Origin of the sequence: Nodularia sp. LEGE 04288 (assembly GCF_963896525.1) — a bacterium.
Taxonomy (GTDB): Bacteria; Cyanobacteriota; Cyanobacteriia; order Cyanobacteriales; family Nostocaceae; genus Nodularia.
In genome coordinates this window covers 166416-190041 of record NZ_CAWQOY010000094.1, presented here as the reverse complement: position 1 = coordinate 190041, position 23626 = coordinate 166416, and the positions used below count along the sequence as shown (strand labels likewise).

Here is a 23626-nt window from a genome sequence, read left to right as displayed (position 1 = left end):
TGCTTTAAACCCGTTTCTAAATCTTCCGAATCGCGAAAATACCCAAAGTGGTACTGTAATTCCTCACCAAAATTCCTCACCAATAATCTGTTTCCATTCCTGAATAGATTCCCCAGAATAAAAACTATCTAAATCAAACTTGACCTCAGAATTTACATTCATATTTTGCTTGCTCCCGATAACCATTGATGTTGAAACCAAAGATATGCCTTAGCTACAAGAGGACTTTGTGATTGAGAAACAATTTTAATGTGGCTCAAGCGGCGTTCAAAGACAGTGAAGCGTTCCCTCTGTTGTAAAACAGAAGCAGCAATCAAATTATGCGGCCAAGGTGCTGGAGAATTAAGGGGATTGATTTGACCAGGCCAGTTTAACAATGCCTCTCGCTTTTGCACTTCGCACAATCCTCGTTCGACTAAATAATCAAGGAAAATAGCCCAGCGAGATTCTGAGTCAGGTTGATTGAGGAAAATACATTCTAAGCCAATCTGTGGGTAAATTTGATCACCTACATCCAGACAAACTGTGATCCGGTCAACTAAAGCAAACAATTCTTCCATCAATTCTGCCACTTTAACTGTGTCCCCCTGCCAACCAATCTGTTGCAAATAGGGAATCAGAAAATGGGGTTGTAAACGTTTGACATTGACTCGCAAAGCCGGTGAATTTCGGGATAACATCACGCCGATGTGACTGACAAATGCACCATCAGGACAAGCAGCAAAGCAGCGATAGAGATTATCTTCCCACCCAGACCATCCTAAATCACCGAGCAGTAAATTGAGAGATTGTGCCGCAATTCCATAGGTTTCAACTGATGGCGATACTTCTTGGGGCAAACCGAAGAAAATAGCCGGGAGAGGCAGAACAAATGATGATATCAAATCTGGTTGAATACTTACGAAACCTTGCTTAATCTCCCCTCCTCCCTGGCTGTGAGAGATTGGCAGTAGGTTTCCCAGATTTTGGTCGCCAAACCCTTGCGTTATCTCCCCTCCTCGCTGGCGGGGAGGGGTTGGGGGTGGGGTTCCATAATTTTTATCAACATCAAACTCCAACCAAATCTCCGGAATTGACTCCAGACATGACCGCCATTCAGCCAAAAAATCCCGTAATCGCAACCATTCCGGATATGCTGTTTCCTCACAGGTGGAAATAGCCACTTCCATGAACTCTTGCAACAAATCCAATTCTTGTTCATTGCAGACAATGCACTGCTGCAAATCTACCTGGGTAGCATTAGCACTAAGACGACATTCAAAACCACCTTGAAAAATCGGTGCTAAATTACCCGCCAATGCTTTTAAACTTAATGCTGCATCTTGACCAATTAAATGTTCTAAAGACGGTGATTTTATCCCCGTCCCCAATAAAACATCAAGGGATTCTACTAAAGTTGAGTACATTGCTCTAACAACGTGATATTACCCACATCATTGACAATGGCATCACACAATTGAGGCAATGCTGTCAAACTATCGCTGCGAGAGACCTTCCGAATGGGTACAGTCATTGCTACGCGACTAAGACCAGCAAATTCCTGTGCTTGTTTATCCATACCTAATTTTAAATGGCTGACCGAACGGTGAGTCATCAAAGTCATCACCGCAGTTGCTGGAGAAATAGTCTCAATCATCGGGGCTGCCAATTCAGGATGACGTTTTCCCAGCACATAGATAGCTGCCAATGGTAGGGGGTCACTGTGAAACTTCCACACAGTTTCACTGCTGTTGCCAACTAACTCTACAAAACGTTTCTCAGAAAAGCTGAAAATCCTTTCCAAATCAGATTCTGACCCGTATAGGGCATGAATTGTTTGAGGCCAAAGCCGTAGACGCGGATATCCCGGCTGTACAAACCAATGTTGCTCGTCGTCCTTGAGAACTGCAATATCATCCGAGAGAATAGAGTATCCTTCCTTAGCCAGAGCCGCCGCCGTCGTTGATTTCCCCGCCCCTGATTCACCCACAATAGCAACAGCGTGCTGATCAATTTTCACCACACAAGCATGAAGGCAAAGTGTTCCCCGTAACCGCAAAGCACAGCCTAAAACTTGCCCCAACAACAGCGCATTCACTTCTTCTAGTAGCGCACAAGTCCAATTTGCCGAGATGTGACTGCCTCCAGCATCAAGATAGAAATCAAGTTGTCCGTCACCGCGAAACCAGAGATGGAAATAAGTGCCATCGGCTTTAGATAGCACATTCAGACCAGATGAAATAGTCTCTATTTCTGCTGACGACGGTTGCGATTCTCCATTCAAATCGACCCAAACATCGACGGGGGCATCACTCTTTGCAGCGATTAAACCCGTCAGAGGTTGATTTACCTGTAGCGTTAAGCCATAAACTTTATATCTAAAAGATTCACTCAATTTCATCAAAAATACTTACTTGTAGGAGGCAAAATAGGTTAGTTATTTTGACCCAATATATGGATATTTACTGAGTTTTGTTAGCCGATTGGGTGCAATAGAAATCGACAGAATTTAAATATGCGTTATCCAGAACCCTTGTAGAGACGTTTCATGAAACGTCTCTCAATTCTTTTTCACCAGATGTCTAAGAGGATGTTTGAAAAGTCCGAGAAGGTATAATTTGACCTTCCGATTGGGCTTAATTAAGACGATAAATCAAGGTTTTAGCCCTTACCGAGATACTTAGTTGTGCCAAAAGTGAGGTCAAGCGACCCTTTTCAAACAACCTCTAATGGCAGTTTATCAAAAAGATGGTGTTGGCGAATGTTTCGTTAAATTTAACATTTGGGAAAATCAACCTTGATGGTAATGTTGAGTTTCGCTACACTCTGCCCAATCTCCACCAAAATAAAGTGTTTAGGTATGAAGATATGATTTCGCCAACAGGGTCTTAGACGTTTTAATTACGATGCATATACATTAGGGAACGCACTACCACCACCATCGATACCATCTATGTTGAAAGTGGGACTAGCCAGCGTCAGATTCTTAATATTGCCAAATTTTCGCAGTTCGGGGGTATGGTATGGCTTGTGATTCGCAGAATTAGATTGGTTTGTAGATATTTGAGACATCGTTTGGCTCCTCAATTTTAGCTTATAGTTATAAAATCGGTCGGTTATTTACCTCTAAACAAGGCTTATGGCGCAGCCAGTATGCCAGTTGCATAGTTGGAATTACCTGATTATATTTAATAGGTGTAAGTTTTACAACATTTTGTAGTTTTGGCAATAGGCGTTCAGCTTTCACATAGGGTGTGAGAGCCGAAGTGTTTACTAATTCTACCATCCAGGGCTGGATACCTTGCTGCTGCACCCAGTTGTAATGAGCAAAACCTCTCAGAGGTGTTTTGGGTCGCTGTCGCACGGAATCGGGCAATATACCTGGCATAGCTTCCCGGAGCAGGAATTTATTTTCAAACCAAGGTTTCGGCGGCACAGACAGCAGGAATAATACCAAAGGCAAATCGAAAAATGGAAAGCGCACCTTCACGGGAAAACCACTAAAGCCCGGATCTGACCAAGCAAATATATTAGACCATAGGGGAGCAGTCGCCATCCCGTAGCGGTCTCTCTGTGGTGAACCAGTTAATCTGTCTTGCAGTCGGGCTTCCAATTGCATTTGTTCAGCAAAATCTGGGTTAAACCAGTCAGGTAACTCCCTCTTTTTCTGTCCTGGCTGCTTGATTCCCAGCAACTGACGCAACCGTGTACCCAACCCCAACTGACGGCGCAGAGAGCGGATATAACCCAAGGGATTTAGCATGAAATCCTGATTATGTACCGAATTATACTGCTCATTAGGGACTGGTTCAAATGCCGGATCTCCCCCAAACCCAGCTAACAATACCCGACTATACCCAGATATCCGCCGTGTAATTTCCACTTCAGCCACTTGGGTGGGAATTAGTAAGGGTTCGGGATACAGGTATTCTGGGTCTTGGGGAGGAGCCTGCGGGATGTAATCTTCCGCCACTAAATACTCAAGGGGAAAACCCGCCATCTCAGCAACTTGTGTAGCATAGTCCCCTTCATCGTCGGTAATCAGTTGTTTATAAATTATTGTATAAGCCCGAAAATCCACAGGAGAACCCGTTGCTTTCATTAATTTATAGGCAGTAGCAGCGATACTGGTGGAGTCCATACCCCCACTCAAATGAGTCCCAGCACTATTAGTTCGTAATCGGTCGGCAATTGACCGTTCAAACAATTCCTGAAACTGCTCAATATAGTCCTCCGGGCGCTGATAATTCAGGCGTTCCACCGCTTCCGGTAACTGCCAGTAACGCCGGATGCGTACTCTACCTTCCGAACAAATTAGGGTGTGGGCAGGGGGTAACTTTTGGATATCGGCAAAGGTAGTAGTGGCGACATCCAGATTCATGCTAAATAGCAGAAAATCGGCTATTGACGCTTCATTCAGCCTATCTGATACCTCTGGATGCAAGCGAATGGGGTTGATATGATTGCTGAAAATCAGGCTGTTGCCCATTTCTGCATAGTAAAAAGGCACAATACCAAAATGATCCCTGGCGCAGAATAAGCGTTGCTGGCGGCTATCCCAAATAGCAAAGGCAAAATCCCCACTCAGTCGTTCTAAGCAAGCATCTCCCCACACTTGGTAGGTATATAAAACTAAATTAACATCTGGTGCGTCATTATTTACACTACATCCAGAGGCACGCAACCGCTCAATTAACTCCCTGCGCCTATCTAAGCGAATATCCCCTGTAATCCAAAGATTACCATCCAAACTGTGGGGTTGGCGTTCCTTTTCTGATTCCCAAGTAGTCCGCAACAAAGCGTGACCAAAACCAATAGAACCGTTACTCCAGGTATCCTGGGCATCGGGTGCTTGAGGTGTCATCAAATCAGTCATTTGCTGTAACAGCGCTGGGTCGATGGGTTGACCATTACTGTTGAAAATACCAATAAAACCGCTCATAAAATCAAACAGCCTTGTTTATGATAAGTTCAATATGATACATTGTATTGCTAACACAATTAGAAACTTCTAATTACAAAATAAAACTTCTGGGCGAATATAATTTGCTACTAAATAAGTATGACGCGTAGCGGCTGACCGTAGGGAAGTTTACCGACCTGGACTAATGAAGAATTAAAGTTTTAACCCGCGCCGGCGGGTTTTGTCTGTATAGCCGCGACTTCTAGTCGCCGAGGCTCATAATAAATTAAACTTTACAAACATCCTCTCAGACAGCTAATTTTTTCGATAAAAACAACAGAAAAACCATCGCACGTAACAGTTTAAAATTTGAATGTCTCTGATAAAACTTATCCATACTCTCCGAAGAGCAATCCAATTAGTTTGGCAAAGCTCTCCCCTATGGACAATTTTCAGTATCATATTTTTATTCATCCAAGGAATATTACCCCTACTTTCTCTTTACCTGGTGAAGTTGATAGTAGATACCCTGACTGAGAATATTGCGACTCCCAACCCTCTCCAGACTTTTAAGCAATTATTACTTTTGATATTAATATCCGGGGTTGTAGCTTTATTTCAAAATATCGCTCAGTCACTTTCTGGATTAACAAACACAGCGCAATCTCAGATAGTAATAGACCATATTCATGATCAAATCCATGCTCAGTCCATAGCAGCAGATTTAGAATATTACGAAAATTCTCAATATTACAACGCTTTACACCGCGCTCAACAACAATCATCCCATATTCCACCACAGATCCTACAACATCTAGTACAGATAGCTCAAAGTGCAGTTTCATTGGTAGCAATGGCCGCCCTACTAATTTCCTTACACTGGGCAATAGGAATTATTTTATTAATTACGGCTATTCCCACATTATTAGTACGCATGAAGTATGCAGGTAAAACATATAACCAACAAAAAGTTTTAACTAGCAAAGAGCGAGAAGCTGGTTACTTTAACTTTATGCTTACTTCTTTACATTATGCCAAGGAAATGCGTTTATTAGTCCTTGGTAATTTATTTCGCCGTCGGTTTCAAAAACTACGAAAGCAAATTCGCCAAGAAAAATTGAATTTAGAAATTCAACGTTCTCTGAAACAAATTATCGCTCAAATAGGTAGTACTCTGGTGATTTTTGCCCTATCTGCTTTCATCACTTACCAGACTCTTCTGGGAGCTATTACATTAGGTAGCTTAATAATGTATTACCAAGCCTTTCAACGAGGACAAGTATCTTTGAGTCAGTTACTTAGTAGTTTAGCCGGACTTTATGAAAATAGTTTATTTTTAACTAACTTATTTGAATTTTTAGATTTAAAGCCTAATGTCACCGAACCACCATTACCCAAACCCATTCCTTCTGAATTCAAAACAGGTATCGATTTTGATCATGTCCGCTTCCATTATCCTCAAAGTACACGACCTGTCCTCGAAGATATAAATTTTAACATTGCTCCTGGAGAAATTATTGCCTTAGTAGGGGAGAATGGAGTAGGTAAAACTACTCTGATTAAACTACTCTGCCGACTTTACGATCCAACAGCAGGCAATATCACCATTGACGGTATCAATATCCGGGAATTTTCACCCACAGACTTACGTCGAAAAATCAGTGTCATTTTCCAAGACTATGTGCAGTATCACCTCACAGCCAAAGAAAATATTTGGTTAGGTAATCTCGATATTTTACCTGAGTCTAAACAAATTGAAAATGCGGCTCGTGATGCTGGTGCTGATGTAGTGATTTCCCAGTTACCCCAAGGTTATGACACTATGCTGGGTAAATGGTTTGAAGGAGGAGAAGAATTAAGTATTGGTCAGTGGCAAAAAGTAGCTTTAGCACGAGCGTTTCTCCGTGATGCGCCTATCATCATTTTAGATGAACCAAGTAGTGCTTTAGATCCTAAAGCCGAAGCTGAAATTTTTGACAAGTTTCGTCAAGTTGTTAGGGGTAAAATAGCAATCTTAATCAGTCATCGGCTTTCTACTGTGAAAATGGCTGATAGAATTTTTGTAATTACAGATGGCAAAATTAGCGAATGTGGCTCTCATGAAGAGTTAATACAACACAGAGGAACTTATGCGCGTTTATTTGAAACTCAAGCCAAACATTATAGATAATTATTGATAACTATGACTACTTTATTACAAACAAATCAACCCCAGAAGAACAATCCAAATTCTCAAATATTTCATCGACCCGAAATTCAACTATTACTATATTGTTCCAGAACCTGTATCAACGCTGTCACAGCAGAAAAAATTCAAAAATTAAGCGAACAAGAGTTAGATTGGAATTATTTACTGCGTATAGCTGCTCGTAACGAAATAATACCCCTACTTTATCAAAGTCTGAAGCTGATATGTCCAAAAGCTGTTCCTAAGAATATTCTGCATCAACTCCAGCAATGTTTCCAAGCTAATGCTTCCCGAAATATGTTCTTGACGACAGAACTACTTAAGCTGCTGGATTTATTTGCTGCTCAGAATATCTCTGCAATTCCTTTCAAAGGTCCTGTTTTCGGTCAGTTTGCTTATGGCAGCTTGATATTAAGAAATATATCTGACTTAGATATTTTAGTCGAAAAGCAGGACTTTCTCAGAGCCAAAGAGTTGCTTATTCGTCATGGATATCAACACAAATATTTTGGCGAACATGAAGCAGCTTATGTCCAAGCTCAACTAATCCGAGATGATGGTTTGGTGGGTGTTGATTTGCATTATGGCATTACTCCCAGGGATTTTTTGTTTACACTTGATACAGAACCCTTTTGGGAACACTTGACTAGCCTATCTCTGGCTGGTAAAACCGTTCCTAATCTTTCTGTTAGTGATGCCTTGTTAGTTGCTTGCGTACAACCAATTAAGGAGAATTGGAAGTCTTTCAAAAGGATTTGTGATATTGCCGAACTTTGCAAACTTTGTACGGAAAAAGATTGGCAAGTTTTTTTTGAGGAAATGCAGAAATTGGGCAATGAAAAAACTTTTCTAGTATCTTTGATTATGGCTCATCATTTATTAGAAATATCCCTTCCCAAGGAAGTATCTGAAAAAATTAGGGTACTTCCTTCATTAAAATCAACGACTTTAGAAATCTCTGAGCAATTTTTCAGCGAGACTCCAAATGATAGCGATCTTTCCATAAACTGGGGAAAAATCCAACTGCTAAGAATGTCGTTATATAATAATCAAAATCAAATTAAATATCTTGCCTTTGTGGCTTTTAATATTAATGAAAAAGATAAATTAATGTTGCCCTTTCCTTTGCCAAAATATCTTTATTTTTTATATTATCCATTACGTTTATTCAGATTATTGCTCACCTATAAAATAGGGTTAAAGGACATAAACCTCTAAACCTCTTCTAGGTTGAGACCCGTAGTTTTTTCTCATCAGGTTTGAGATGAGTTATAACCCACCAACAGGGGTTAATTCCTTGCTGAAATGCCGAGAACTATTTAATTCGGTAATACTGACAACCCAGGTCGCTGGGTTTGGTCTGTGTAGCCGCGATTTCTAGTCGCCAAGGCTAGTTGGAATATCCTCAAGTTTAGGGTAAGCAGAAAAACCAGTTTCCTCAGCAAACTTCTTTGTTGCCTCTAGGAGATACTCATAATAGGTCCGAGCAACAATAGATAACTGTTTCCCTGGTGGATGCACCATATACCAAGTGCGCTTAATAGGAAAGTGTTCTACATCCAAAATGCTGAACTCAGAAGAGTCTGGCATTAAGGTATGACGCGATAAAACAGAAATTCCTAAACCACCTGCGATCGCTTGTTTAATTGCCTCGTTACTGCCCAATTCCAGTTTAACTTTTACCTTCACACCATGTTCCTCAAAGAGTTGTTGCACAGCGCGGCGAGTTCCTGAACCCGGTTCCCTCATAATAAAAGGTTCATTTGTCAATCTTCCTATGGGTATATTTTTCTCTTTTGCTAAGGGATGATTAACCGGTGCAAACATTACTAAGGGGTTGTCTAAAAATGGCTCATAGCTGACATCTAGATTTTCTGGGACTTGACTCATAATGTACAAGTCATCCATGTTATTGACCATCCGTTCCAAGATGCGTTCATGGTTCGTTACTTGTAAAGAAATTTCAATTCCTGGATAAAGTTGACAAAATGGCCCTAATAAACGAGGGACAAAATACTTTGCTGTTGTAATCACAGCCAAGCGTAATTGCCCTTGTTTTAAACCTTTCAAATCCGCCACAGTCATCTCAAACTGGGCGATAGTTTCAAAAATCTGCCGACAAGTAGCAAATAATTCCCTTCCGGCTTCTGTCAAGAATAGACGTTTTCCCACCTGCTCAAATAATGGCAACCCTACCGATTTTGTAAGTTGTTTAATTTGCATGGAGACAGTGGGTTGAGTCAGAAATAATTCCTCAGCCGCACGAGTAAAGCTACTGTGCCGTGCTGCCGCCTCAAACACTTTCAACTGGTGTAGCGTTGCTTGGTTCAAGAGTGATTCTCCTCTAATAGCGATTTATATCTATAAATCTAGTATCACTGAACACTTGCCAATGATGCCGAATCACTCATACGAAGTTGTGAATTTTAGTATAGATAAAACTCTATTAACGTTATTAAAAGAAACTTGTTTTACTTATGGTAATCACAAGTTATTATCAAAACAACAAGCAAAGCGTCAGATGCCTTCCAACTAAAGATGAATGTTGAATGCCGAAATTTAAATGATAATTGCCGACAATGGATCATTTATTCTTCGTAATTCATCATTCATCCTTCCATATTTCTTCGGTCACTTCTTCGGCAAACTTTGCTGGGATTTGGGATAAATCAGGTAACTGTAGCACTTCTATTTCAGCCACCTGTTCTTCCACATCTACAGGTATATTCAAGGGTTCACGGTGTTCAATCCAGCAACTGGCTAAAGGCAAAGTATTCTCCATTTCATCCAGTGGTCGAGGAATCACCATGACTGCGTTCAATTCCCCAATGCGTTCTGCCTCAAACATTCCCGCTTCTACGGCCACAGCTACATTGGCCACAGTGCCACGAATAATGGCTGTACACAAACCCGCACCAATTTTTTCATAAGCTGCTAAATGAACATCAGCCGCTTTGAGCATAGCATCACAAGCACCCACCATCGCCGGGAAGCCCCGCGTCTCGACTAAACCAATGGCTAAGTTACTTAAACTGCTTTGATTACCTTCCTCCATCAATTTACTCAGGCGGCTATTGATAGGCAGGACTATCTCCAGGTTAGGATAAGGCCGAGGAATTACCAAACTAGAAACCAATTGACCAAATTGTTCAGCAGTTTGAACACCAGCTTCAACCGCCAGACGGACATCGGCAATTCCACCCCTGATAATAGCTGTACATTGGCCACTACCGATTTTTTCATACCCCACTAAGTGAACCCCAGCCGATTTCAGCATCATATCTGCTGTCCCGACTATGGCGGGAAAGCTGCTGGTAGAGACTAAACCTAAAGCAGTGTTTTTCAGACTATCTCGACGGCGGGATTTCCGAATTGTGCTAAGAGCGTGTTGATTAGATGTTTCCATGTGAATTTTCCAAGTTACTCACGAAACCGACAACTAACAATTAACACTTACTCAGAGTGATCGTCAGAAATGGAGTCATTTAAGCTTTGCCTATGGGGAAATAATGTAACTAATAATCTATTTATACTTAATTGTCCATAAATTTGATTCCCGAAACTATTAGGCGATTCAGTGGGAGGCTGACTAGATTTTGGTTTCTGGGGAATGGAATTAGTAGCTTTGGTTTTTTCTTCTACAGGTGGAGGCTGGCTTGACGATGTAGGCGAAGACTCAGAAGAGGAAGTAGACTGGTGTTTGAATTTCCAGTAAGTCGTTGCTGAGATAGTAGTTGAGGACATGACTGTCTCTTCATCTGCATCTAAACTATTTTCTGCTTCTGGCTGTTCTTCATGACTGGTCTCAGATCCATTATTAGTGGATGATTCCAGTTGTTGTGTTTGCTCAATTTGCCGACTCGTGTCTCCCAAAATTGAGCCTGGGGGAATGACTTTTCCCGGCTCAATAGAACAGTTAAAAACTGTGGTTGCTGAACCTACACAAGCATTTGCGCCAATTTTGCCTTTGCCAACCATCAAAAAACCGGCTCCCAAGTTTGCTCCTGCTTCTACCTCTAGGGTTCCTTCGCTAACTTGGAGAATTGACCCCATACCAATACAAACCCCTGGGCCGATGATCATCTTGCTGTTTACAGCCGCTTGAAGTATCACTCCAGGTGCAAGTACTGCGCTAGGATGAATAGTCACCTCGCCACTCGTGTAAGAGTCGAAGTTGTTGCTGAGGTGCAGTGGCGGCACAGACATGGAAATTTTAACCTCGGAAGCCGGAAAAATATGAGTGTTGAGTGGTGAGTGGCGAAGCCTACTAACCTCTCTATTTAAGGACGTTGGATAATCGTCTCTAAGACTCGGCGTTTGGCTTTGGTGTCGATACCAATCAAACGCACATATTCTTCGGGATATTCAGCGAGGTATCCTTCCAAGACGGCGATCGCTTCTCTGTCGGATCTGGTGTCAATTTGACCACAGCTAGACCAAGAACCTGTACGGAAGCGTCTTTGGTCTACGTGTTCAGCACTAACTTTATGACCACCAGCCAAAATTTGCCTGATTTGGTCTACCACTTCCGAACTCAATTTGGTACTGGTAGCGGTGGCGGTGGCTGTAGCAGTGCCAGAACTTGCTCTACTAAAGGATTTTTTGGGATCAGATGGGGTAACTTGGCCGTTTGGTCTTTGGATAATGCTTTCTAAAACCCGCCGTTTAGCGTTGGCATCAATTCCGATTAAGCGCACATATTCGCCCTGGTGCAATTCGATACATTCTTCCAAGGCAGCAATCACTTCATTTATGGAAGTTGATTCGATGGGCTTGCAGCTGGTCCAAGAACCAGTCCGGAAACGCCGCTCATCTACGTGTTCTGTACCAATTTTATAACCGCTTGAGAGCAAACCACGAATTTGGTCTATGGTTTCGCTACTCAGTGCGCCACTGCTGGCAACGTGACCATTGCCATTACTACTGTAACGACCATTACCATTACCATTACCATTACTAGTAGCTGTATAAGCGCTCGATTTAATCGCACTCACTACACCATCAGGGCGTTGAATAATGGTTTCTAACACGCGCCGTCTACCACTATCAATGCCAAATAGCCGGACATATTCGCCGCTATGATCTCTTAGACAACTTTCTAAAGATGCGATCGCTTCACCCATTGATCCAGGTTGAATGGGTTGGCAACTTTGCCAACAACCAGTCCGGAAACGTCTTTCGTCTACGTGTTCAGTACCAATTTTAAATCCTTGATTTAAAAGATAACGTACCTGTTCTACGATTTCTGCACCCAAGCTATTGCTCGACACTTCACTACTCCTTTCTAGCTCTAAAACAGTAATACCAGTATTTGTATAAGATTTAGCAATCTCATCCCGAATGGGTGCAATACATTTACTATCCGCAGCACACAGATAACCAGTTCTTAAGGACTGATTTATCCCAACCACATGATGAGCGAACTGCTGATCTTCAACTTCAGCATTTGGCAAACGGTCAGCTTGATGCTGACTAGTAATGATTGACCCCGAAGGTACATACTTACCTGGAGGAATTTCTACATCTTTAATTAAAACGTGCATCATGATGACGCAGCCTGCACCAACTCTGGCGTTAAATACAGTGGAACGAAAACCAATAAAGGCATCATCTCCTACATAAGCCGGCCCATGAATCAATGCCATGTGGGTAATAGAAACATTTTTTCCCACCCATACCGAGTATTTATTTTGGTCATCGCCAATTACTCGGCCTTGATCCAATCCATGAATTACTACACCATCTTGAATATTAGTATTTTCACCAATAAAAAAAGGTGTACCTTCATCCGCTCTAATCGAGGTCCCCGGAGCGACGATTACATTTGCGCCTATCCGGACATCTCCAATAATGTTGGAAGCCGGATGTACAAATGCGCTTTCATGGATTTTTGGCTCGGCTAAATTCCTCGACCACGGGGTTGGGGGTGCCGCCGTGCTGCGGACTACCATTGCGAGATTCCTCCTGAATTAAGCTTTTTGTCATTCGCTGTTCATCATTGGCCTCAAACTTATGACTAATGAGCAATGACTAATGACTAATGACTAATGACTATCGATACTGCTCTTTTTTGCTGTACATAAGGCGATTTTCCAAGTGAATGGTATCAATAATCGCCACTACTGCTGCATCCAAAGGACGCTGTTCGTTACCGAGAATTTGACGAGCGGCACTGCCACGAGTGACAAGCACCCACTCATCTGCTCCTGCACCTACGGTATCTGCTGCTACTTCGTAGCTTGGCAGGAGATTTCCTTCTTCATCGACTAATTGCAACAACAGTAGTTTGACACCTCGAAGACTTGGATCTTTCTGTGTGCCGACTACTGTGCCACGAACTTTGGCAATTTGCATTACGAATTACGGTCTTCTACCAAAAGGACGAATCGCGTTTACATTTTCCCGGAATTGTTCTACGTCTTCGGTATAGCGAATTGGTAGGACGTATTCCAAGTTTTCATGGGGACGAGCAATGATATGGGTAGATAACACTTCTCCACCGTGAACTCGTTTGACTGATTCTACTCCAGCACCCACGGAAGCTTGCACTTCGGAAACGTCACCTCGAACGATGACTGTAACTCGACCGCTACCGATTTTTTCATAGCCCACCAAAGTAACACGAGCGGCTTTCACCATCGCATCAGCAGCTTCCACTACTGCTGGAAAGCCCAGAGTTTCTACCATTCCTACTGCGATTGACATTAGTTCTAATCCTGAATTAAAGTTTTTAACCCTTGAAAAAAGTGGCGCTCCCGAAAGCAGCCCCGTTTTTTACTTTGTTTGTTTTATCAGCTTTTAAGTTCGGAACTGTTCTACAGCTTCCGTATACCGAATCGGCAAGACGTATTCTAGGTTTTCGTGGGGACGGGCAATGATGTGAGTTGATAATACTTCACCACCATTAACTCTCCTGGCCGCTTCAACGCCGGCAGAAACCGAAGCTTGTACTTCAGATACATCTCCCCGCACAATCACGGTTACCCTAGCGCTACCAATTTTTTCATATCCTACTAACGTAACACGGGCGGCTTTCACCATCGCATCAGCAGCTTCTACTACTGCTGGAAAGCCTTTAGTCTCAATCATTCCAACTGCAATTGGCATCGCAGAACTCCTAAAATTTGAATTCGATCAGTACTGTGTTGTGAAATGTTTAACGGGAAGGGCTGCATATTGAGCCATAAAAACACTTCTAATATTAAGCATAGGAAAGCTTGGTCTTCCTGGCAATATAAATTAGTATAATAGTTTATGATAAAATAGTTTTAAAAAACTTAACAAATATTTATACCTCGTTCTGCTCTATCGAAGTTGATCAATTCCTAGAGCAGACGCTTATGCTTTATTATTTTTTTATTACATTGACAAAATGACATTCATAGCTATGGCAATCAACTCCGCCAAGGGTCTATTGATGGCTGTATATTATGCTATCTCTAAGTTTGCCCGATTTGAGAAGGGAAACAACGATTACGTAAAAGATATATAACTTTTTTAAATATATCGCATAAATTTATTTGCTGAAAGTAGAAATAGAATTTTATAATTACAAATGATGTAATAGGAGTAAATGCTTTTAAATATGTAAAGTTATATTTAACTATAACCTAATAAGGTAAGCTAAATAAAAAATAGACATTCAAAATTTAGGCAAGAAATACTTAAAAAAACTATAGAATTTATCTGGGTTAACTATTTTTTTTAGTAAATGATTGTTGTCAGGATCTTTAAGAAAAATCAAGGCTGAGTCGTCAAGGAAAATCTCAATGAATCAGTTTCTATTTTCAATAAGTTGGTGGGTGCCATTTTATAGCTTAATTGGCGCACTTGTAACTTTGCCCTGGGCAATGGGAATCATTAAGCGTACAGGCCCTAGACCGGCGGCATATTTTAACTTGTTAACGACTATTGCGGGTTTTGCCCATAGTCTGTTGGTATTTAAGCACATTTGGGATCAAGAAACAGAAATTTTGGTAATTAACTGGTTTCAAGCTGCGGATTTTAACTTATCGTTTGCTTTGGAACTTTCACCGGTCAGCATCGGGGCTACAGTTTTAATTACAGGATTAAGTCTGTTAGCACAAGTCTATGCCCTGGGTTACATGGAAAAGGACTGGTCGCTAGCACGTTTCTTTGCCCTAGTTGGCTTTTTTGAAATGGCGCTGTCTGGTTTAGCCATTAGTGATTCTTTGTTTTTGAGCTATACCCTTTTAGAAGTTCTCACCCTTTCTACTTACCTGTTAGTGGGCTTCTGGTATGCTCAACCGCTAGTGGTGACTGCGGCGCGAGATGCCTTTTTAACTAAGCGGGTGGGAGATTTGCTGCTGTTAATGGGTGTAGTGGTGCTTTCGACTATCGCCGGGAGTTTGAATTTTTCTGACTTATATGAATGGGCGCAAACGGCTAATTTAAGTCCACTGACATCGAGTTTACTGGGTTTGGCATTGATTGCGGGGCCGGCGGGTAAATGCGCTCAATTTCCCTTACACCTGTGGTTAGATGAAGCAATGGAAGGGCCTAATCCGGCTTCAGTGATGCGTAATTCCCTGGTGGTAGGTGGTGGTGCTTATATTTTGTATAAACTTCAGCCAATATTAGCTTTATCCCCAGTTGCGTTAGACACCTTAGTTGTGCTTGGAACTTTGACGGCAATTGGTGCAAGCTTAGTAGCACTGGCACAAACTGATATTAAGCGCGCGCTCTCTCATTCCACGAGTGCATATATGGGCTTAGTCTTTTTGGCGGTGGGTTTAGAGCAAGGTGGTGTGGCCTTAATGTTGCTGTTAACTCATGCGATCGCTAAAGCCCTACTATTCATGAGTTCAGGTTCAGTCATTTACACCACTAGCACCCAAGATTTAACAGAAATGGGTGGATTGTGGTCACGGATGCCAGCCACCACCACAGCCTTTATTGTCGGTTCTGCGGGCATGGTCACACTGTTACCATTAGGCAGCTTCTGGTCTATGCTGGCATGGGCTGACGGCTTAGTTCATGTTAGCCCTTGGGTAATTGCCGTTTTAGTATTAGTCAACGGCTTAACAGCCTTGAACTTAACGCGAGTCTTCAGATTAATATTTTGGGGTAAACCGCAGCAGAAAACCCGCCGTTCCCCGGAAGTTGGCTGGCAGATGGCATTGCCAATGGTGTCACTAACTGTAGTAACTTTATTGTTACCCCTGATGTTACAGCAATGGTTTCTGCTGCCCAATTGGGAAAGTCTTGATTGGTACATCTTGTTACTGCTACTTTCTTCGACTCTCATCGGCGTAGCTATCGGGTCTACACTGTATCTGCATAAAGCATGGTCACGATCCAGAATTCTGGTCTGGAGATTCATGCAGGACTTATTGGGTTATGATTTTTACATTGATAGAATTTATAAGCTAACCATAGTCAATGCAGTCGCCCTGCTATCGAAGTTTTCTGCGTGGAGCGATCGCTATCTCGTTGACGGTTTTGTAAACTTGGTAGGATTTGCCACAATTCTCGGCGGACAAGGTTTAAAATACAGCATTTCTGGTCAATCACAGGGGTATATGTTGACCATCCTCGTAGTGATTAGCGTCTTGGGATTTTTTATTAGCTGGTCATTAGGTCTACTAGATAAATTACCCTTTTAAATAATTTTTGTTTTCTTCTTGTCTCATCTTACCTAGTTCTGCCTATGCTGAGTGCATTAATTTTACTGCCGTTATTCGGTGCAGCTTTAATCGGTTTCTGGCCTGCCCAAATGAGTGGGAAACTTTCTCGCAGAGTGGCTTTGCTCTTCGCCGTGATCATTTTATTGTGGACAATTTTACTAGCAATAAAATTCAATCCGGCACAAGTCAATCAACAGTTTGCCGAGTTTATCCCCTGGATAGATTCTTTGGGCTTGACCTATAATCTAGGAATAGATGGTTTATCTTTGCCGTTGCTGGTTTTGAATGGACTGTTAACTTGTATTGCCATTTACAGCAGCGATGAATCCCTTCAACGTCCGAGATTCTATTACTCCTTAATCCTGCTGTTAAGTGCTGGGGTTACAGGAGCATTTTTGGCACAAGATTTACTCTTATTTTTCCTGTTTTATGAACTGGAACTAATACCTCTATATCTGTTAATTGCCATTTGGGGCGGTGCAAGACGCAGTTATGCAGCCACAAAATTTCTGATTTATACGGCTGTTTCCGGCATCTTAATTTTGGCCAGTTTCCTGGGTATGGTTTGGCTGAGTGGTTCTTCTAGCTTTGCACTATCAAGTTTGAATACCTCAACTTTGTCTTTGACAACGCAGCTATTACTGCTAGGGGGAATTCTCGTCGGTTTTGGGATTAAAATTCCCTTGGTTCCCTTTCACACCTGGTTACCAGATGCCCACGTTGAAGCTTCTACACCCATTTCTGTATTGTTGGCGGGAGTGTTATTGAAGTTAGGAACCTATGGCTTACTGCGGTTTGGGATGAACTTGTTACCAGAAGCTTGGACTTATTTAGCTCCTTGGTTGGCGACTTGGGCTGTAGTCAGTGTACTATTTGGCTCATCCTGTGCGATCGCTCAAACCGATATGAAAAAAATGGTAGCCTACAGTTCAATTGGACATATGGGCTACGTACTACTAGCGGCGGCGGCGGCTACACCTTTAAGCACCTTGGGCGCTGTCATGCAAATGATTAGCCACGGTTTGATTTCGGCACTGCTGTTTTTGCTAGTGGGGGTTGTTTACAAAAAAGCTGGTAGCCGCGACTTAGATGTGATTAAAGGACTGCTGAACCCAGAACGGGGTTTGCCCGTAATTGGGAGTTTAATGATTTTAGGAGTCATGGCCAGCGCTGGTGTACCGGGTTTGGTGGGATTCATTTCCGAATTCATCGTTTTTCGAGGTACTTATCCAGTTTTTCCCGTGCAGACCCTCATATCTATGATTGGTACAGGCTTAACTGCGGTTTATTTCCTAATTCTGATGGATCGTGCCTTCTTTGGGCGATTATCTGCACAAGTTTCCAACTTACCTCGCGTATTTTGGAGCGATCGCATACCTGCCGTAATCTTAGCAGTATTAATTGTAATTTTCGGCATTCAACCCGCTTGGTTAGTCCGCTGGACTGAACCGACAATCACCGCAATGGTTAATACCCACAATGTAGTAGCTGCGGTGTCCTTAGAGAAGGGGACTGGGGATTAGCACCGCAGGGCGTTCGTCAAAAATCAAAAATTTACCCTGAGCGAAGTCGTTCACGTAGTGTCTCGCAGAGAGGGGTCAAAAGTCAAAAAAATCTATTTACGTCTGACTGTACTTGGAATTTACACTGAGGCATGGGGAATGGGGAAGAGTTTTTCCTCATCCCTAATACCTGTAATTTTTGGAAAACTAGCAATTGGATAATGGTAACTATGAAAAAAAAACCTGCTAATCATCCTTTAGCTGAGTATATTGAAATCCTGCTAAATGGTGGCGCATTACTTCCTGATACTCCAGATAATGTTCTGGAAGTAGTCGGCATCCTCAAAAGCTATGGCGTAGTTTTAGATGCCTATTCAAACAATCTTATTTATATTGCTGAACACCAATTTTTAGTATTTTTCCAGTTTTTTAAATACTTTAATGGAGAGATTTCTTTACCGAAATTAATGCGTCATTGGTGGCATGACAGAATTAATTTTGAATATGCCGAATACTGTATGAAAGCGATGATGTGGCATGGTGGTGGTGGGCTAGATCAATATTTAGATACACCAGAATTTCAAGAAAGAGCGCAAGCAGTTATTCAAGCAAAATTTAAAAATAATCCGATCATGATGGGAATGAGCCAACTATTTCCTGATTTTTTAACGGAAATGTTGCGCGTCTCTGCTTACTATACTGGTTTAGGTCAATTTTGGCGGATAATGGCGGATATGTTCCTCAGTCTATCAGACCGCTACGACCGAGGCGAAATTAAAACTATACCTGAAGTTGTAGACCATATTAAACAGGCATTGGTAGCAGATGCTCTCAAACCTATTACCTACGCGGTCAAAATTCAAAATCAAGTCTATGACATCATTCCGAAATCTGCGGGTTTAACTTTCCTAGCAGATACAGCCATCCCTTATGTAGAAGCGGTATTCTTTCGGGGAACTCCTTTTCATGGCACAGTTTCCTACAATGCCCAAGCATATCAAATTCCCCTAGATCAAGCTCAATTTCAATATGGCGCACTATATGCCGATCCTTTGCCTATCGGTGGTGCGGGTATTCCTCCCACTTTGCTGATGCAGGATATGCGTCATTATCTTCCAGATTATTTACACAAAATTTATCGTCGCAGTCTTCGGGGTGAAGATGATTTGCGAGTCCAAATTTGTATTAGCTTCCAAAAATCCATGTTTTGCGTGACTACGGCAACGATTTTGGGACTGATGCCTCATCCAATTGATACTCATGATGCATCTGAACAAATTGCTAATCAAGTCTATTTACAAAAATGGATGAATCGGTTGGAAACTTCGCGGTTACGGGATGTGAATCACAAATAAACTAACCATAGAGACACAGAGAACACTGAGAAATGAAGAGGAGAGCGGTTTATTTCCTTAATTTTTTGGTTGTTTTTTAATTTGAGAGTCTCTGATTCAGCTTTGATATCGTAGCTGTATAAAATTAGGTTAGTTAAAAATATTCCCAAAACCAGAGCTTTGGTAGATTGGAACAGCCAAAAAATTGGATACACTCACCTTGATATGGCTCAATTATGTCAGGAATTTGTACCGCTTCCTGATCGCCATCGACCTTGAGTCACAAATATTGCGGTTGTTTCTGGCTTGGGAAAACCGCAAGAATACGGGATAATCCTGGTGAAAATTCGTTTATCCGGGTCTAGAGTAATTTCTGGCAAAAATCAATCTCTCATCTAGTGCGATCGCTAACGATATTTGCTACGGTGGCACGATAAGATTCTAAAACAATAGTCTTACTATAAGGTTTAAATGGCAGAAACACTATTTTTTAACGCTCTGCGGGAAGCCATTGATGAAGAAATGGCGCGTGATGCGACTGTATTCGTTCTTGGTGAAGACGTAGGACATTACGGCGGTTCCTACAAAGTTACTAAAGACCTATACAAAAAGTATGGCGAACTCCGAGTTCTCGATACCCCCATTGCCGAAAACAGTTTTACTGGTATGGCCGTAGGCGCAGCCATGACTGGGTTACGACCGATAATTGAAGGCATGAATATGGGCTTTTTGCTCCTAGCCTTTAACCAAATATCCAATAACGCCGGAATGCTACGCTACACTTCCGGCGGTAACTTTAAAATTCCCATGGTGATTCGCGGCCCTGGCGGTGTGGGTAGACAATTGGGTGCAGAACATTCCCAACGCCTAGAAGCTTACTTTCAAGCGGTTCCTGGATTAAAAATTGTTACCTGTTCTACACCCTACAACGCCAAGGGATTACTAAAATCGGCGATTCGTGACGATAACCCGGTGTTATTTTTTGAACACGTTCTGCTTTACAACTTAAAAGAAGATTTACCAGAAGAAGAATATTTCCTACCTTTAGATAAAGCAGAAGTTGTGCGTCGGGGCAAAGATGTCACAATTCTCACTTACTCACGGATGCGCCATCATGTATTGCAAGCCGTGAAAACTTTAGAAAAACAAGGTTTTGATCCAGAAGTTATTGATTTAATATCACTCAAGCCTTTAGATTTTGATACCATCGGGGCATCCATACGCAAAACCCATCGAGTCATTATCGTGGAAGAGTGTATGAGAACTGGGGGTATTGGTGCAGAATTAACCGCCTCTATCAATGACCGCTTATTTGATGAATTGGATGCGCCAGTGCTGCGGCTTTCTTCCCAAGATATTCCCACACCTTACAACGGCAATTTGGAACGGTTAACAATTGTTCAACCAGAACAAATCGTGGAAGCTGTGGAAAAAATGGTGGCGATGCGAGTTTAACAATTGCGGGGAGTGGCGAGTGGGGAAGAGGAAAGGTTGTTAAAACCGTCCGTTTAAAGTAATTTCCAACTCCCCCTGCTCCCTGCTCCCTGCTCCCCTGCTTCTTCATAGCCCCATCGAACCATTCATAACTCGTGAAAGAACGCTATTATAGCCTTTGTCAGTTGCGAGTTATGGTATGCAAAGACAGCGATCGCTATTAGCTTTAATTTTTGTGATGCTTATCGCCGCTATTACGGTGATAGCAACAATTCCAGTCCCCTTGGGGTTAGACTTACGGGGCGGCTCACAGTTAACCATTCAGGTGAAACCAGCACCGGGAATGAGAGAAATTACTGAGCGAGATTTGGAAGGCGTTCAGAAAGTTTTGGAAGGTCGAGTTAATGGTCTTGGGGTTTCTGAGCCAGTAATTCAAAGTGTGGGTACAGATAAAATTCTGGTACAATTGCCAGGGGTGAATGATCCTGAGCAAGCAGAACGTGTGCTAGGTGGCACTGCACAGTTAGAATTTCGACAACAAAAGCCGGGGACAGAAACTCAACTTTTTGCTTTTCAAGCGTCAAGAAACGATCTGAAAGCAAAGCAAGAAGAGTTACGCAGCACCGACGATGAAGCATTAATTATTAAGAATCAAGAAGAATTACAACAAAATAATCAAGCGATCGCCGAATTGTTTGAAAGCACAGATCCACCACTGGATGGTAAATACCTCCAAGATGCCTACGGTGAACCCACTCAAAATACTAGTAATTGGAATGTTGCCATTCGCTTTGAACAAAAAGGTGGTGAACTGTTTGCCAATCTCACTAAAAACCTCGCAGGTACGGGGCGGAGCATTGGGGTATTTTTGGATAATGAACTGATCAGCGCCCCTATAGTGGGCATAGAATTTGCCGCCACAGGGATTACTGGTGGTGCTGCCGTAATTACAGGTAATTTTACCCCACAAGCAGCCAACGACTTGGGTGTGCAGTTACGTGGCGGTGCGTTACCCTTACCAGTAGAAATTGCCGAAAGAAGAACAGTAGGTGCTTCCTTGGGTAGAGACAGTATTCAAAGCAGCATTTATGCTGGTATCGGCGGTCTCATCTTAGTATTAATATTTATGGTGGTGTACTATCGCCTACCAGGATTGATTGCGGATGTGTCCTTAGTCTTTTACTCTCTCCTGACATGGGCGAGTTTTGCCCTATTAGGCGTAACCCTGACTTTGCCAGGAATCGCTGGTTTTATCCTCAGTATTGGCATGGCAGTTGATGCCAATGTGCTAATCTTTGAGCGGACGCGGGAAGAATTACGCGCCGGGAAATCTTTGTATCGTTCTGTGGAATCTGGTTTTTATCGGGCATTTTCGAGTATTTTAGACAGCAACGTGACTACATGGATTGCTTGTGCGGCGCTGTTTTGGTTTGGTTCTGGATTAGTCCGAGGATTTGCGCTCACCTTAGCTTTGGGTGTAGCAGTGAGTATGTTTACGGCAATTACTTGTAGCCGCACACTCATGTTTTTAGTAGTTACCAATCAGGCTTTCAAAAATAAGCGAGAACTTTTCTGTCCGAACCTGCCAGCATTAAATAAGGCAGAGGTAGCCAAATGAAACTGAGTATTAACAAATCGCGATCGCTATGGTGGACTATTTCTAGTGCCATTATTCTCATTAGTCTGATCTCAATGGTGATTTCGTGGCAAAACCCCCAAATTCGCGCACCCCTACGCCCCGGTTTAGATTTCATCGGTGGTACGCGGTTACAGTTTGAACGTGATTGTACAGAACTAGGTAACTGCGACCAACCAATAGACATAAACGCAGTCCGGGAAGTAGCCCAGGCACAGGGTTTAGGCGATAGCAGCATCCAAATAGTTGGTGAAAATGGCATATCAATTCGCAGTAAGGACTTAGATGTTGATCAGCGCACCAAATTACAAACTGCTTTAACCGAAAAGATTGGCACTTTTGACCCGCAAAAAAACCAAATTGACACTGTTGGCCCTACCCTGGGAGCCGAATTATTTAGGTCTGGTATTATCGCTCTGCTTGTTTCCTTTGCAGGCATTATTATTTACTTGACTTTCCGCTTCCAATTGGACTATGCCTTATTTGCCATTGTGGCACTGTTTCACGATGTCTTGGTGACTTTAGGCGGTTTTTCCATTTTCGGGTTAGTGCTAGGCACAGAAGTGGATAGTCTGTTCATTGTGTCCCTACTGACAATTATCGGTTTCTCAGTCAATGATACAGTGGTAATTTATGATCGCATTCGGGAAACCATTCAAGTCAATCCTGAACGCCCGATTGCTGACATTGTGGATGATGCGGTCAACCAAACATTAGGAAGGTCGATCAACACCAGCTTTACCACGATGCTGCCATTATTTGCTATCTATTTCCTTGGTGGCGAAACTCTCAAAAACTTTGCTTTAGCTCTAATTATTGGCTTTACGGCGGGGGCTTATTCCAGTCTTTTTATCGCCAGTACTCTCCTGGCTTGGTGGCGAGAACGCACAGGTAAAGCTCCGGTGTTAGTCAATGCTGAGGCAATTGATACATCTGCTAGTTCCCAAGATAGTTAAAATAAGGTGAAAGAAATACCTGGCGATGGGAAATCTTGGTTATATAA

The 23626-nt window shown here is 42.3% G+C and carries 19 protein-coding genes; 8 read left to right on the top strand and 11 right to left on the bottom strand.

All coding sequences use genetic code 11. The features are described 5' to 3' along the window. Positions 1-158: 158 nt before the first annotated feature. The 4 genes from AACX33_RS07890 to AACX33_RS07875 form a co-directional block, all read right to left on the bottom strand. Entirely contained in the window at positions 159-1406 is a 1248-nt protein-coding gene (locus AACX33_RS07890) for a hypothetical protein (protein WP_193997680.1), read from the bottom strand. Then, the gene (locus tag AACX33_RS07885; protein ID WP_227788667.1) at positions 1391-2380 is read right to left on the bottom strand and encodes a serine/threonine protein kinase; all 990 of its coding nucleotides are present in this window, start codon (positions 2378-2380) and stop codon (positions 1391-1393) included. The genes AACX33_RS07890 and AACX33_RS07885 overlap by 16 nt, the downstream gene beginning before the upstream one ends. Before the next feature lie 500 nt (positions 2381-2880). Beyond that, on the bottom strand, positions 2881-3051 hold the full coding sequence (locus AACX33_RS07880; RefSeq protein WP_193997681.1) for a hypothetical protein: 171 nt from the start codon (positions 3049-3051) through the stop codon (positions 2881-2883). A gap of 28 nt (positions 3052-3079) precedes the next feature. Next, positions 3080-4921, bottom strand: a complete 1842-nt coding sequence (locus tag AACX33_RS07875; protein ID WP_193997682.1) for an asparagine synthetase B family protein — start codon at positions 4919-4921, stop codon at positions 3080-3082. A 334-nt stretch (positions 4922-5255) separates the two neighbouring features. Between AACX33_RS07875 and AACX33_RS07870 the strand changes: the two genes are divergently transcribed. After that, a complete protein-coding gene (locus AACX33_RS07870; RefSeq protein WP_193997683.1) occupies positions 5256-7052 on the top strand; it encodes an ABC transporter ATP-binding protein in 1797 nt (598 codons plus the stop codon). Positions 7053-7064: 12 nt separating this feature from the next. Further along, positions 7065-8288 carry a nucleotidyltransferase domain-containing protein gene (locus AACX33_RS07865; RefSeq protein WP_193997684.1) on the top strand — a complete coding sequence of 408 codons (1224 nt, stop codon included), beginning with the start codon at positions 7065-7067 and terminating at the stop codon, positions 8286-8288. 159 nt (positions 8289-8447) lie between these two features. Here AACX33_RS07865 and AACX33_RS07860 read toward each other — a convergent pair whose 3' ends face one another. The 7 genes from AACX33_RS07860 to AACX33_RS07830 all read right to left on the bottom strand — a co-directional run bounded on the left by AACX33_RS07860 (position 8448) and on the right by AACX33_RS07830 (position 14177). Next, positions 8448-9401: a LysR family transcriptional regulator gene (locus tag AACX33_RS07860; RefSeq protein ID WP_193997685.1), complete on the bottom strand. Its 954-nt coding sequence runs from the start codon at positions 9399-9401 to the stop codon at positions 8448-8450. Positions 9402-9675: 274 nt separating this feature from the next. Beyond that, complete coding sequence (locus AACX33_RS07855) at positions 9676-10476, bottom strand: BMC domain-containing protein (RefSeq protein WP_193997686.1); 801 nt, start codon at positions 10474-10476, stop codon at positions 9676-9678. 47 nt (positions 10477-10523) lie between these two features. After that, on the bottom strand, positions 10524-11276 hold the full coding sequence (locus AACX33_RS07850; protein WP_193997687.1) for a transferase: 753 nt from the start codon (positions 11274-11276) through the stop codon (positions 10524-10526). Positions 11277-11350: 74 nt separating this feature from the next. After that, complete coding sequence (locus AACX33_RS07845) at positions 11351-13021, bottom strand: ribulose bisphosphate carboxylase small subunit (RefSeq protein WP_193997688.1); 1671 nt, start codon at positions 13019-13021, stop codon at positions 11351-11353. A gap of 100 nt (positions 13022-13121) precedes the next feature. Then, on the bottom strand, positions 13122-13424 hold the full coding sequence (locus AACX33_RS07840) for a EutN/CcmL family microcompartment protein (protein ID WP_089092369.1): 303 nt from the start codon (positions 13422-13424) through the stop codon (positions 13122-13124). A gap of 6 nt (positions 13425-13430) precedes the next feature. Further along, positions 13431-13775 (bottom strand): carbon dioxide-concentrating mechanism protein CcmK, encoded by a 345-nt coding sequence (locus AACX33_RS07835; protein ID WP_006194886.1) that lies wholly within the window; start codon positions 13773-13775, stop codon positions 13431-13433. A 93-nt stretch (positions 13776-13868) separates the two neighbouring features. After that, positions 13869-14177 carry a carbon dioxide-concentrating mechanism protein CcmK gene (locus tag AACX33_RS07830; protein ID WP_006194885.1) on the bottom strand — a complete coding sequence of 103 codons (309 nt, stop codon included), beginning with the start codon at positions 14175-14177 and terminating at the stop codon, positions 13869-13871. A gap of 662 nt (positions 14178-14839) precedes the next feature. Here AACX33_RS07830 and AACX33_RS07825 point away from each other — a divergent pair. From AACX33_RS07825 to secF, 6 genes are all read left to right on the top strand, one after another. Continuing rightward, the gene (locus AACX33_RS07825; RefSeq protein ID WP_193997689.1) at positions 14840-16696 is read left to right on the top strand and encodes an NAD(P)H-quinone oxidoreductase subunit F; all 1857 of its coding nucleotides are present in this window, start codon (positions 14840-14842) and stop codon (positions 16694-16696) included. Positions 16697-16740: 44 nt separating this feature from the next. Further along, positions 16741-18240, top strand: coding sequence for an NADH-quinone oxidoreductase subunit M (locus tag AACX33_RS07820; protein WP_193997690.1), 1500 nt, complete (start codon positions 16741-16743; stop codon positions 18238-18240). A gap of 200 nt (positions 18241-18440) precedes the next feature. Next, complete coding sequence (locus AACX33_RS07815; protein ID WP_193997691.1) at positions 18441-19574, top strand: CO2 hydration protein; 1134 nt, start codon at positions 18441-18443, stop codon at positions 19572-19574. Positions 19575-20024: 450 nt separating this feature from the next. Next, on the top strand, positions 20025-21008 hold the full coding sequence (locus AACX33_RS07810; RefSeq protein ID WP_089092366.1) for an alpha-ketoacid dehydrogenase subunit beta: 984 nt from the start codon (positions 20025-20027) through the stop codon (positions 21006-21008). A gap of 178 nt (positions 21009-21186) precedes the next feature. Beyond that, the gene (gene secD, locus AACX33_RS07805; protein WP_193998020.1) at positions 21187-22605 is read left to right on the top strand and encodes a protein translocase subunit SecD; all 1419 of its coding nucleotides are present in this window, start codon (positions 21187-21189) and stop codon (positions 22603-22605) included. After that, a complete protein-coding gene (gene secF, locus AACX33_RS07800) occupies positions 22602-23579 on the top strand; it encodes a protein translocase subunit SecF (RefSeq protein WP_193997692.1) in 978 nt (325 codons plus the stop codon). The genes secD and secF overlap by 4 nt, the downstream gene beginning before the upstream one ends. Positions 23580-23626: the final 47 nt, after the last annotated feature.